Source organism: Dubosiella newyorkensis (assembly GCF_001945605.1).
Lineage (GTDB): Bacteria > Bacillota_I > Bacilli_A > Erysipelotrichales > Erysipelotrichaceae > Dubosiella > Dubosiella newyorkensis.
On sequence record NZ_MPKA01000044.1, the window covers coordinates 72,013 to 84,717 of the forward strand.

General features: G+C 40.7%; 15 protein-coding genes. 10 read left to right on the forward strand and 5 right to left on the reverse strand.

All coding sequences use genetic code 11. The features are described 5' to 3' along the window. The first annotated feature begins 25 nt into the window (after positions 1-25). The 3 genes from BO225_RS01960 (at position 26) to BO225_RS01970 (ending at position 3,248) form a co-directional block, all read left to right on the forward strand. The gene (locus BO225_RS01960; protein WP_076340598.1) at positions 26-1,720 is read left to right on the forward strand and encodes a M3 family oligoendopeptidase; all 1,695 of its coding nucleotides are present in this window, start codon (positions 26-28) and stop codon (positions 1,718-1,720) included. Between the two features lie 88 nt (positions 1,721-1,808). After that, complete coding sequence (gene rpmE, locus BO225_RS01965; protein WP_076340599.1) at positions 1,809-2,030, forward strand: 50S ribosomal protein L31; 222 nt, start codon at positions 1,809-1,811, stop codon at positions 2,028-2,030. 45 nt (positions 2,031-2,075) lie between these two features. Further along, entirely contained in the window at positions 2,076-3,248 is a 1,173-nt protein-coding gene (locus BO225_RS01970; protein ID WP_233120271.1) for a pyridoxal phosphate-dependent aminotransferase, read from the forward strand. Here the strand turns inward: BO225_RS01970 and BO225_RS01975 are convergent. Beyond that, complete coding sequence (locus tag BO225_RS01975) at positions 3,245-3,922, reverse strand: N-acetylmuramoyl-L-alanine amidase (protein ID WP_158023775.1); 678 nt, start codon at positions 3,920-3,922, stop codon at positions 3,245-3,247. The genes BO225_RS01970 and BO225_RS01975 overlap by 4 nt on opposite strands. 79 nt (positions 3,923-4,001) lie before the next feature. Here BO225_RS01975 and BO225_RS01980 point away from each other — a divergent pair, with 79 nt between their 5' ends. Then, positions 4,002-5,147 (forward strand): helicase-related protein, encoded by a 1,146-nt coding sequence (locus tag BO225_RS01980; protein ID WP_076340601.1) that lies wholly within the window; start codon positions 4,002-4,004, stop codon positions 5,145-5,147. After that, positions 5,078-5,773, forward strand: coding sequence for a hypothetical protein (locus BO225_RS01985; RefSeq protein WP_143356729.1), 696 nt, complete (start codon positions 5,078-5,080; stop codon positions 5,771-5,773). Before BO225_RS01980 ends, BO225_RS01985 begins: the two co-directional genes overlap by 70 nt. A gap of 21 nt (positions 5,774-5,794) precedes the next feature. Here BO225_RS01985 and BO225_RS01990 read toward each other — a convergent pair whose 3' ends face one another. Then, positions 5,795-6,406: a TetR/AcrR family transcriptional regulator gene (locus BO225_RS01990; RefSeq protein ID WP_076340603.1), complete on the reverse strand. Its 612-nt coding sequence runs from the start codon at positions 6,404-6,406 to the stop codon at positions 5,795-5,797. After that, positions 6,403-6,999 carry a TetR/AcrR family transcriptional regulator gene (locus BO225_RS01995; RefSeq protein ID WP_076340604.1) on the reverse strand — a complete coding sequence of 199 codons (597 nt, stop codon included), beginning with the start codon at positions 6,997-6,999 and terminating at the stop codon, positions 6,403-6,405. The genes BO225_RS01990 and BO225_RS01995 overlap by 4 nt, the downstream gene beginning before the upstream one ends. A 183-nt stretch (positions 7,000-7,182) precedes the next feature. Here BO225_RS01995 and BO225_RS02000 point away from each other — a divergent pair, with 183 nt between their 5' ends. The 4 genes from BO225_RS02000 to BO225_RS02015 all read left to right on the forward strand — a co-directional run bounded on the left by BO225_RS02000 (position 7,183) and on the right by BO225_RS02015 (position 11,076). Beyond that, a complete protein-coding gene (locus BO225_RS02000) occupies positions 7,183-8,523 on the forward strand; it encodes a hypothetical protein (protein ID WP_076340605.1) in 1,341 nt (446 codons plus the stop codon). 50 nt (positions 8,524-8,573) lie between these two features. Beyond that, on the forward strand, positions 8,574-9,062 hold the full coding sequence (locus tag BO225_RS02005; RefSeq protein ID WP_143356730.1) for a DNA-deoxyinosine glycosylase: 489 nt from the start codon (positions 8,574-8,576) through the stop codon (positions 9,060-9,062). 61 nt (positions 9,063-9,123) lie between these two features. Then, a complete protein-coding gene (locus BO225_RS02010; RefSeq protein ID WP_076340607.1) occupies positions 9,124-10,077 on the forward strand; it encodes a bifunctional UDP-N-acetylglucosamine diphosphorylase/glucosamine-1-phosphate N-acetyltransferase GlmU in 954 nt (317 codons plus the stop codon). Positions 10,078-10,110: 33 nt separating this feature from the next. Beyond that, the gene (locus BO225_RS02015; protein WP_076340608.1) at positions 10,111-11,076 is read left to right on the forward strand and encodes a ribose-phosphate diphosphokinase; all 966 of its coding nucleotides are present in this window, start codon (positions 10,111-10,113) and stop codon (positions 11,074-11,076) included. A gap of 63 nt (positions 11,077-11,139) precedes the next feature. Here the strand turns inward: BO225_RS02015 and BO225_RS02020 are convergent, their stop codons facing one another. Beyond that, positions 11,140-11,469 (reverse strand): helix-turn-helix domain-containing protein, encoded by a 330-nt coding sequence (locus BO225_RS02020; protein WP_076340609.1) that lies wholly within the window; start codon positions 11,467-11,469, stop codon positions 11,140-11,142. 119 nt (positions 11,470-11,588) lie between these two features. On the opposite strand from BO225_RS02020, the gene BO225_RS02025 reads away from it, so the two are divergent. Beyond that, positions 11,589-11,936, forward strand: a complete 348-nt coding sequence (locus BO225_RS02025; protein WP_076340610.1) for a hypothetical protein — start codon at positions 11,589-11,591, stop codon at positions 11,934-11,936. Here BO225_RS02025 and BO225_RS02030 read toward each other — a convergent pair. Beyond that, a complete protein-coding gene (locus BO225_RS02030; protein ID WP_076340611.1) occupies positions 11,925-12,674 on the reverse strand; it encodes a TatD family hydrolase in 750 nt (249 codons plus the stop codon). The genes BO225_RS02025 and BO225_RS02030 overlap by 12 nt on opposite strands. Positions 12,675-12,705: the final 31 nt, after the last annotated feature.

Here is a 12,705-nt window from a genome sequence, read left to right on the forward strand (position 1 = left end):
TAAAAAGAGTATAGGAGAAACCACGATGAAATTTAAAGAATATCCGTATGAACATTTGGATGAAAAATTTGTTGAATCCGAGTATCAAAATGTTGAAAAAGCGCTGAAAGAAGCCAAAAGCTATGACGCGTTCTATAAGGCGTTCCAAGATCTTGACGCATTGAATCGAAAGGTCGAGACGATGTCGAATCTTTCGAGTGTTCGTCATACGATCCAGACAAATGACGCCTATTATACGCAAGAAAACGATTATTTTAACGAACTGATTCCTCATGTTCAAAATTATCGCGATTCCATCACGAAAACGATTTGGAATTCCCCTTATTTTGAAGAGCTCAAAAAGCATGTTCCTCCTGTTTATTTTTTAAAGAAGGAATTTGGAATGAAAGCTTTTGATCCTTCGATCATCGAAGAACTGCAGCAAGAAAACAAGCTGGCGAGCGAATACCAAGCGTTGGTCGCAAGTGCCGATATCGAATTTGATGGCAAGCATTATTCATTAGAAGGTCTACAAGTTAAAATGCAAGACGAAGACCGAGAAACTCGAAAAAGAGCGACAAAGGCTTATTGGCAATGGTTCGAAGAACATGAACAAGAGCTCGGGGCAATCTATGATAAAATGGTCAAGCTTCGTACCCAAATGGCTAAAAAATTAGGGTTCGACAACTACATTCCTCTTGGCTATTTAAGAATGGAACGCTTGGATTATGATCAAAACGATGTAGCGAATTACCGTAAACAAGTGCTTGAGGATGTTGTTCCATTTGATAACATGCTTTACGAAAAACAAAGACAACGTCTAGGTTATGATCAACTACAGGCATGGGATGAAAAAATCGAGTTCTTAGATGGAAATCCTACCCCAAAATACGATCGTGAAGAGATGGTGAAACGGGCTTTGAAAATGTATCGGGAATTGGATCCAGAAACAGGAAAATTCTTTGAATTCATGGTCGAACACGATCTGCTAGATCTAGATTCCTATCCTGGTAAAGCAGCTGGCGGATATTGCACATTCATGCCAGATTTCGAGTCTCCATTCATTTTCGCGAACTTCAATGGAACCTCACATGACGCGGAAGTATTGACGCATGAAGCGGGTCACGCCTTTCAATCATATAGTTCGAAAGAGAATTTTCCATTTGAATGCGTTTGGACGACCATGGAATCGGCGGAGATCCATTCGATGTCGATGGAGTTTTTCACATATCCTTGGATGAAATCGTTCTTTGAAGACGATGTCAATAAATATTATTATTCGCATCTTGGGGGAACATTGAAATTCTTGCCATATGGCGTTTTGGTTGACCATTTTCAGTACGAAGTGTATGCGCACCCAGAAATGAGTCATGAAGAGAGAATGGCTACATGGAGACGGTTGGAAAAACAATATTTGCCACATAAAAATTATGAAGAGATCCCATTTTTAGAGCGTGGTGGCTGGTGGATGCGTCAGCTTCACATCTTTATGGATCCATTCTATTATATCGATTACACGCTTGCCCAAGTGTGCGCTCTGCAATTCTGGACTAGGATGCAAAAAGAAGATCCTAAAGCGTTTGAAGATTATAAAAAGATCTGTAAGCTCGGGGGCAAGCTTCCATTCCGTCAAATCGTAGAGACGGCCAATTTAAAAGTCCCATTTGAAGAAGGCTGTCTAAAAGATACCGTAAAAGAAGTGGAAAAATGGTACGAAAATTTTGATGAATCTACGCTTTGATTGTTGTGTTTTCAAAAAAGAGTGTTATAATGTTTGAGCAACTTACTTTAAACTCGCCTAGAGTTTAAGGCGGAAGGAGGACACGAGTATGAAACAAGGAATTCATCCAAATTACCATACTGTTAAAGTGATCTGCTCTTCTTGCGGCAATGAATTCGAAACTGGAAGCACGATCAAAGGGGATACGATGCGAGTAGATACTTGCTCAAATTGCCATCCATTCTTCACAGGTCGTCAACGTTTCGCGGCTGCACAAGGACGCATCGAGAAGTTTAACAAGAAATATGGTCTAAAAGACGAAAATAAGTAATGATAAAGACAGCGCCTTTGCGCTGTCTTTTTTTCGGAGGAAACAATGATTGAAACGGCTCAACGTATGCGCTCTTTCCATACATCTGTATTTATGGATCTGCATGCACTTAAACAAGAATATGAACAAAAAAGCGGAAAATCTGCGCTCGATTTTTCATTAGGCTCTCCCAATATCGCGCCCGAATCATCGATCATGGATGTCTTGTCCAAAGCGGTGCTCGTACCCAAAAATTATCGGTACGCGATCAATCCGCTTCCAAGCATGATCAAAGCGATCCAAGATTGGTATCAAAAACGCTACGACGTCTTTCTTGAAAGCGATGAGATCGCTTTGCTTCAAGGCTCGCAAGAAGCGTTGATCAACATTCCCTTGATCTTTTGCGATCCACTAGATGGTGTGCTCGTTCCGGATCCTTACTATCCTGCCTATATTGACGCGCCCAAACTCGCCGGAGCGACGATCTTATATATGCCTTTGCGAAAAGAAAATGAGTATTTGATCGACTTTGATCAAATTAGTGAAAATGATCGCAAAAACGCGAAAATCATGATCGTTTGTTATCCTAACAATCCAACAGGCGCGATCGCTCCCGATTCTTTTTACACGCGTCTGATCCAATTCGCGAAAGAAAACGATATTTTAGTTTTATACGATAATGCCTATAGCGAACTCGTCTTTGAAGGAAAACCAGGAAAAAGCTTTTTATCGTTTCCGGGCGCTAAAGAAGTCGGCGTTGAATTGAATTCTTTTTCAAAGACTTATGGAATGGCGGGCGCGCGTTTAGGCGTACTTGTCGGAAATAAAGATGTGATCCATCAATATAAGATCTTAAAATCCAATATGGATTATGGCGTGTTCTTACCAATTCAATACGCGGGCATCCAAGCGCTAAAGCATGGAGGAGCAAGCATCGTCAAAACGAGAGAAGAATATGAACGAAGGCGGGATCTACTCATCCAGCGTTTCGCAAACAGTGGCTGGACGATCCCAAAATCGGCGGCGACGATGTTTTTATGGGCTCCTATCCCGGCTTGTTACGAGAATTCTTTAGAGTTTTCAAAACAACTATTAAAACAATGCGGGATCATCGTCACACCAGGCTTATCCTTTGGAAAAGAAGGAGAACGGTACGTCCGGATCGCTCTAGTTGTCAATGAAGAACAAATCGAAGAAGCCGCAAAACGGATCCAAGAAGCAAGAAGCTCTTTATTTTAAGAAGCTTCTTTTTCTTTGTGGATCTCTTCCACGTACGCTTGGGCGATCTTTTGCGCAAGCGCGCTTTGGATCCTCTCGTTGTCGAGTTTCATCAGTTCTACATCATTGGAAATAAAACCAACTTCCAACAATAAACTAGGAATTGATTGTTCATGGACGACCATCAAAGGAGTCTGGGTAAATAACCCCCGGTCTTGTGAATAAGATAGATCTTCAAAAGAAGAAGCGATCTTTTCATAGACTGAGCTAGAAAAGGAATCTTCCGCTTTGATAAATCCTTCATAACCATACGCATCGGTATTCGTGCTCGAATTCAAATGGATCGAAAGGAAATAATCGGCTTGGGCTTCATTCGCGATTTGAATGCGGGCTTTCAAATCTTCGAGTTCATCCATAGGCCATGAGACTGTATCGTCTAGGCGGGTAAATTCTACTTGGATCGTTGGATCGAGTTTTTTGATCGCTTGTCCAATTTTATAGGCGATCTCCATCGTAATCATTTTTTCTTCTTGACCATGATTTTGATTGATGGCTCCAGTATCGTATCCGCCATGTCCAGCATCGATCACAACGATGGCGCTGACTTCATGGTTTTTAAAACATATAAAATAAACGCCAACGGCGAGCGAAATCAAAAAGATCCAAATCAAAAAAATACGTCTCCAGATTGTCATGCATCTATCATAAACAAAAAAACTAAAAAAAAGATTAAAAAATGGATCCATTTTATTAATTTTTGTCGTATAGAAAAGTATGAAGTGTTTACGATGCCATAACGAAGATCGGCGAATGTTCGCCTATGATCATGGAGTTTACTATTGTCGAAAATGTGTCGCGTTTGGACGTCTCAACGTAGGCGAACAAGATCAAAGACCCACGATCGTTTCTAAAAAGATTTCTGTGGAGCCTCTTCTTCGATTTCGACTTACTCCAGAACAAAAACGAGTTTCTAGACAAGTCCTTGATCATCTTTTAAATCATAAAGATGTATTCGTATACGCGGCTACAGGGGCTGGAAAGACCGAGATTACATTCGAGAGCATTTGTTCCTACTTGGCGCAAGGAAAGAAAGTTGGTTTTGCGATCTCGAGACGGCAAGTCGTCTTAGAGTTGTGGGAAAGACTTTCAAGCGCGTTTCCAACTTTGCGTGTTGTCGCAGTGACTCAAGGCTATACGGACGAATTGGATGGAGATTTAATTGTTTGCACGATTCATCAATTGTATCGTTATCCCTTTACGTTCGATCTTTTGATCTTGGATGAGCTTGATGCTTTCCCATACGCGCAAGATCCTTTGCTTCATCAACTTGTAAAGAACGCGTGCAAAGGAGAAAGGCTTTGCCTTTCGGCAACGATCGATGAGCAGCTTCAAAAGGAGATCGACGCCAAAAAGCTTGAAGTCGTCGAATTATTCAAACGTCCGCATGGCAAGCCTTTGATCGAACCTAAGATCATTCAAGCGCCTGTATGGTTCCAGTTTGTTTTGCTTCGTTTATATCTTGAATGTTTTATTCGTGATCGTAAACAAACTTTGGTGTTTGTTCCTACGCGCAAAAAGGCAATTTGGATCAAAAGAATGCTTTGGGGGATTTCTGTGGAATCGATTCATGCGCAAGATCCTCAAAAAGATGAAAAAATGAAGCTTTTTAAAGAAAAAAAGTGGGACGTGCTTGTCAGTACGACTTTATTGGAGCGAGGAATCACGATCGATTCCGTGCAAGTGATCGTTTTTCAAGCGGATGATCCTGTCTTTACGCAAGCTTCCCTCATTCAGATTTTTGGAAGAGTCGGAAGAAAATTCAGCGATCCATATGGAAAGGGGATCTGTTTATGTCAATTCAGAAAAAAATCGATTCTTTCTTGCGTGTCAACGATTCAAAAGATGAACCGCTCTGTTTGATCTGCCTTCAGAAAGAACGTCAGCTTCCTTCTCGATTTTTGTTGGAAGAGGACGTTTGCGTATGTCGAGAATGTCAAAAAAAATTTATTCTCCATAAAAAGTCGTATTTGATCGATCAGGTCTACTACCATGTGCTCTTTGAATACGATGAATGGGCCCAGCGACTGCTTTTTCAATATAAAGACCAACGAGATATTGTCTTAAGACGCGTCTTTTTATCGTCTCAAGAAAAACGGTTTTTCGAAAAAATGAAAAAGTATACGTTGGTTGGATTGTGTTCGAGCGAAAAGAAACGCCAAGAGAGAGGGTTTGAACCTCTTCTTGAAATTTTTTCAGAGTACGCTCTTTTTGTGTTCTCGCCTTTTTATAAGCAAGAAGAGATCAAGCAATCTTCTCTATCAAAGCAAGAACGAGCAAGGATCCAAAAGATCCTTAAAATCAAGGAAGGATATTGGATGCCAAAAAAGAAAAGAATGCTCGTGGATGATGTTTTGACGACTGGAAATTCTGTGCAGGCGGCTCTTTCTCTTATTCCAATGAAGGAAGTGTTCGTTTTGTTCGCGCATCCATTATGGATCGAGTCGCATCAAAAGGATGTCAAGAAGCATGATTCATTTTTCATATAAAAAAACAATAGATCTATAGATCTATTGTTCAAAGATGGAGGTTACAAACTTGCATTGTTCTTCGATCGTTTCATAATCTGGCTCGAATAAAACTTCCAAAGCGTGGATGACTTGTTCGACAACATCGTAATTTCCCATCAACATGCACCATTTGAGCGCATAGCCTAAGCCAAGGTTGCGGCCTGTTAAATACAGATCGGTCGGATCGGTCATATTTCGGATCTGCCGAAGCTTTTGCGCGTTTCGGATCGCATTGATCGTAGAGTCGCGCGCAGGAGAATTGTAGCGCGCGGTGAGCGTATGTTGTCTAAAATTGACAGTCATATATTGACCATAGAGAGCAGGGCCCATCTTTACCGACTTGCGTAAAGTAAAAGTCAATCCGATCACGATCAAACGCCAATAATTCAGTTGAGGTTCAAGCTTGCGTAAAAGCTCATAAAGCTCATCGGCGGTTCCACGATAATGATAACGGAGCAAATCTTCTTTCGATGGGATATATTTATAAAAGGTCGGCTTTGTGATATGGCAGGCTTCGCAAATATCGATCACAGATACGTTGTCATATCCTCTTTCATAAAACAAAGTCAAAGATGTATTGATGATTTCTTCTTTACGTTTTAAATTTTTCATTCCGGTTTCTCGCAATCTTCCAACAGAGCAGGATCTGTTTCATACAATTGGGCCAGTCCATTCACAAAGTGATCTCTCAAAGATACGGTTGGATCATTATAAAAACACCAATAAGCGCCATAGCCAATGCTGAGGTGCGTACCTGTATCATATAGATCTTCTGCTTTTGAATGATTTAATATTTGACCTGTCTCTTGGGCTTTTTGGATCAAATCGATCATCAGCGCTTTGAAAGAAGGAATATCGTTAAAAACTCCAGTATATAAATGAAGATTGGAAATATAAACAGCAGTATAAAGATCGATACCCGTTTTTTCGGCATGATCGACAAAGAAACAATATCCTTGCACGATTTTTTCCCAAAAATTTGTAGAATCATCATATCTATACCAATCATCTGGAATTTTTGATGTGAGTGATTGAAAAAAATAACTCAATAAATCTTCTTTTGAATTGACATACTTATAAAAAGTTGGTTTAGTTATATCACATGCTTTACATATGTCATTCACTGATACTTGATCAAATCCTCTTTCTTCAAAAAGACTATAGGCACAATCTAAAATCAACTGTTCTAAATTCTTTCTTCTCATAAGGTTTACTCCGGTAAAGTTTTATTTGTCTAAATTATATCATATTTTTTTATAAAAAAGATAAAAATAGTAGACATTTTCAAAAAATATAAAAAATTATCGAAATATTATGGGAAAAATTAGATTGTTTTGTATTTAAAATTACCTTTTGCTAATATTAAGAAAGACTAGGGGGAATTCTACATGGCTAAAGATGCGAAAGACGAATTATCTGAACTTCTCGATTCCTTTCAAAACGACGACACGATGGAAAAGAAGATCGAGGATTTTGCGAGAAGGAAAGAAAAGAAGAGTCGACTCGATCGGAAACTAGAAGTCGATGAGGATATTCGGCTCCATATTCCAAATCAAACAGAAACCACAAAGATCAAATACGAAACGACAGAAGAAATAGAGCCTGAACCTAGCGGAAGCAAAACAATGGTCTTCGATAAGGGGCAAATCGATGAAGACATGAATTCAGGCCAGCATACAGTCATTATGGATAATGACGAGATCCAGTCTTTGATCGACGAAAATAAAGGGCCGCAGCTCATTCGTGAGTCGGATGAAGACAACAAGAAAACGGTCACGCTAAAACGAAAACCAAGCGCTAAAAACAAAAAGATCATTGCGATCGTCGTTGCCGGAATCGTTGGACTCTGCTTGATCGGTGGTCTTGTTTATGGAATCATCAACTTTGTTCAAAATTCCATTTTGGATTCCAAAGAACAAACGAGCGAACAGCAGCAAAAGTCATTTGACCAGCTGAAGAAATTTATTGATTCGCTCCAAGAAGATCCTCAAGGCTTGACGGCGTATGAATCCACCTTCAAAAAATTGAGCAACGCTCAAAAAAAGGAGATCAACGAACTTTTGAAAGCGAAGACAGGAAAAACATTTGATGAATTGATCAAACAGATCAAATCGCAAAAAGAAGAAGATTCCAAAAACAACAACACACAAGTGGCTGAGCAAAAAGCGAAATTGAAAGACGAGATCGCGTCGCTGCAAAATCAGCTTCAGGATGCGCAAAACGAACTCGATTCCGTAAAATCGCAGCTTTCGCAAGCACAAAGCACGCTCAATGGAGCAATCTCGCAAAGAGATAGCGCGCAGACGAATTTGACCAACGCGCAAGCTCGTTATGAGCAAAGCAAGCAGCAAAGCCAAGCGCAAAATCAAGCTAAAAAAACTGAATTAGAGAATCAAATTAGTCAACTGAAAGATGAAGCTAACGAACTCGCTAAAAACTATGACAGTCCGGATGATGAGGAACTGCAAGCAGCACTCAATGGGTACAACCAACAGATCGCCAATCTGCAACAGCAGATCAGCGCTTTAGGTAGCGCGGAAGGTGATCCAAACTTGTACAATCAAGTGCTTCAAGCGCAAAACGCGTACGATAGCGCCAATTTAGAGGTGAGCAACGCGCAAAATCAAGTCAATTCCTATGAGCAATCGGTGAATAACGCGCAAGCCACCCTCGATAGCATCAACGATCAGATCGCCCAAAAACAAAGTCAACTCAACGCATTGAAATAATAAGAACGGATATGGCCATGAGCGATATCCGTTTTTTTAGAAAGGACACTATGAATAAAGAATATGTAGAACACACTTTGCCTCCTCAAATCGATTCAGGAAGCAAGATCTTGATCTTAGGAACGATGCCTTCTCCTAAATCAAGAGAAACGGGCTTTTATTATGGACATCCGCAAAATCGGTTTTGGAGACTTCTTTCCGATCTTTTTTCAGAACCAAAGCCAGAAACGATCGAAGAAAAAAAGGCGTTCTTGAGCCGACATCATATCGCATTATGGGATACGTTAAAATCGTGTTCGATCTATAAAGCAAGCGACGCGTCGATCCAAGATCCGATCCCAAACGATATAAAAAGTCTTGTGGAAGGCACGCAGATCCAGCACGTATTCGTAACAGGAAAACAAGCGGAAAAGTTTTATACAAAATATTGCGGAAAACCTCTTCCTTATACGTTGCTTCCTTCCCCTTCAAGTGCCAATCAAACAAAGAAATACGAAGCGATGCTTGATGAATATCGGGCCATTTTGTCCTATTTATGAAATTTAATTGATTCATTGTTCAGAGTTTTGTTAGAATAGGTGAGGAAAGTCAGGTGATGACATGCGCAATGCGATTATATTAGCTGCCGGCAAAGGAACACGAATGAAATCGGAACTCAACAAAGTCATGCATCCGATCATTGACCGCCCTATGTTGGCCTATATTATCGAAGCTTTAAAAGCCATCCATGTGGAAAGGATCATTGTTGTTGTAGGCTATCAAGCCGAAAGCATCATGGAAGCTTTTCCTGATGTTGAATTCGCCATTCAAGCCGAACAGCTTGGAAGCGGCCATGCGGTGATGCAGGCGACGATGCTCGAAGGCGAAGAAGGCGAGACATTGATCATCAATGGTGATGGGCCTTGCATCCAGCCTGAAACGCTGGAAAAGCTCTACGATATGAATAAAGAAGCGTCATTGACATTATTGACTTCTATCCTAGAGGATGGAGCTCATTATGGTCGGATCGTCCGGAATGAAGAGGGCAACGTTTCTATGATCGTGGAAGCAAAAGACTGCACGCCTTCTCAAAAAGAGATCCGCGAGATCAACGCTGGAATGTATTGCTTCAAAAATAAAGATCTTTTTGAAGCGCTCAAGCTTTTGAACAACGATAATGTACAGCACGAATACTATTTGACAGATCTTGCCTCGATCTTATCCAAGCAAGGAAAGAAGGTCCAAGGTCTTGTGATCGAGGATCGAGACGAAGTTATGGGAATCAATGACTGTCTTGAGCTTTATGAAGCGTATCAATGGATGAAAGATCATATCAACATGCGCTGGATGAAAGAAGGAGTCCAGATCGTGGATCCAAAACGAACCGTGATCGGAAAAGATGTGAAGATTGGACATGATGTGATCATTGAACCTGGTGTTTCGATCTTGGGCAGCAGCGTGATCGATGACTATGCGCATATTCCGCCAAATTGTACGATCAGCGATTCGCATATTTCAAAAGAGATGGATCTAAATCCGTCTATGACGATCCAAAACGATACTACAATTGAATAAATTATGAATTCTCAGAAGGGACAACGAAAAGAAATGATCAATAAAACAATTATTTTTGCTTTGAATTCGAGTAAAGAGCTTGCTCAACAAATTTGTGATGAACTTGGTGTCGAACTTGGAAAATGCGAAGTCAAGCATTTTTCAGATGGAGAGATCCTCGTTGAGCTTGGTGAATCGGTTCGTGGAAAAGATGTCTATTTCATTCAAAGCACGAACAAACCCGTCAACGCGAATTTGATGGAACTTTTGATTGGGATCGATGCGTGCAAAAGAGCGAGTGCTGGTTCGATCAACGCGGTGATTCCATATTTTGGATATGCTCGTCAAGATCGTAAGGCAAAGCCTAGACAACCGATCTCTTCGAAGCTTGTCGCCTCTTTATTGGAGCGCGCAGGCGCCAACCGCGTGATCACGATGGACCTTCACGCGACACAGATCCAAGGCTTTTTTGATATTCCCGCTGACGATATCACAACGCTTCCGTTGATTGGCCAGCATTTGAAGGAAGTCACCAAAGGGGAAGATCTCGTTGTCGTTTCTCCAGACCATGGAGGTGTCGTTCGGGCTCGTCGTTTAGCAGAAATGCTGAATGCGCCGATCGCGATCATCGATAAGCGTCGTCCAAAACCAAATGTAGCGGAAGCGATGAATTTAATCGGTGATGTGAGCGGAAAAACAGCGATCATCATCGACGATATGGTGGACACGGCCGGAACGTTGACATCTGGCATCAATATGCTCAAAGAAAAAGGAGCTCTTAAAGTATATGCGGCATGTTCGCACGGTATTTTATCTGGACCGGCTGTAGAACGTCTGCAGAAGGCGAATTTGGAAGAATTTATCTGTACGAATACGATCGATCAAACTTTGAATCAAGAAAAATTCCCTGAAATGAAAGTTATTTCAGTCGCACCGCTTATAGCGGCGACGATTGGAGCGATCGAAACGAATTCTTCTTTATCGAGCGCATTGCAAGGCGCTCTTGAAGAAGACAAATAGATCGTCTTTTATTTAGACCGTTGAGAAATCAATGGTCTTTTTTTTACAAACCAGAAAAAAAGTTCAATCTTGTGTTGAACTTTTTTGATTGGCGGCATACTGTTTGATCGAAAGGATGATCTTAGTTAATTCAGGATCGATGGTTGAATAGCAAGCGATCTCTTCTTGAATGCGGGAGCCTGTTTGACCTAAAAAGAGATAATTAAAATCGATCGGCAAGATCGATGCCAATCGGACCCAGTTCTCTAAAGAAAAAGACTGGTTTCCGCGCTCAACTTCTCCATAATGTTTGGCGGTAATATCCATCATGGCGGCTATCTCTTCTTGGGTATACTTCATTTGTTCACGAATCTCTTTTAAACGACTTCCTATTTTTTTCTTAATGTCATTCATAATTTATTCTCCTCTCTGTACACTATCTTGTTTTTTAGAAACCCTCAACCATGTAATAGGTATGAAAAAAAATAACCTATTAGGTATACTTAAAAAAAAGAAATGATAGGTATATAAGTATGATAGATAATTTATATGAAAAATTCAAAGAAAAATATCCGAAAATTACACAAAACGCGCGTATGCTACGTCCTGTCTTGCTTTTGATCGCAAAAGAGGACGGAAAAGTTTCCATTTGTCCTAAAGATACGGATCAATTTTTAGCGCTGCTTTTCGCTGCGAGCATCAGTGGCTTGACAATATGCGTCGATGCAGAAGGACCCATTATAGAAGAAGGAAATGAAGATGTTGAAATTCCTTTGCTCGTGGACCTGGATCGTCCGCTTTTAGAGATCGAACAACAAACGTATAGACAAAAAGAGCTTCTCGAAATGCCCCTCGAGAAGCTGAAAGCCTTATTCAAATAAGGATAAAAAGTTTTGCTCGATTTGCCGGCAGACGGACTCTAGATCGCTCTCTTTCAATTCAGCGATCTTTTTTTCTACAAATTCGACATAGGCTGGCTGGTTGCGTTTTCCTCGATAAGGAACAGGTGTCAAATAGGGAGAATCGGTTTCAGACAAGATTCGATCGATTGGACACGCTTTGACGCACGCTGGAGCGTGTTTCGCGTTTTTAAAGGTGATCACGCCCGCAAAAGAAATGAGAGAATTCATTTTCAAGCATTCCTTCATCGTCTCTAGGCTCCCTGAAAAACAATGAAAGATGATTTTTGTTTTAGCGTATTGTTTAAGAATGGAAAGACAATCGTTCGTGGCCTCGCGCATATGGATCGAGATCGGCACCTTGTAGCGGTTGGCCAGCTCGATCTGTTTTATAAAGAGCTCCTTTTGAATTTCTTTAAAAGAATCATCCCAATAGTAGTCGAGGCCAATTTCGCCAAGAACATCGATCAAACCTTCTTTTAAATTCATTTCGAGTTGCTCGAGATCTTGATGGCTGACTTCTTTGGCGTCTCCAGGAAAAAAGCCAAACGCGACTTTAAAGCGCGGATCTTGTTTCTTTATAAGCAATGCGCGTTGAAATTCGGTTTCATTCGTACACATGATCATGCAAGAAGAAAGAGAATGCATGTTCGCAAGGACTTCATCGAGCTGATCGTATAATTCATCACACGTTAAATGACAATGGCTATCGGTATACATAGAAATTCCTCCAAAGTTCAGTATACTATGA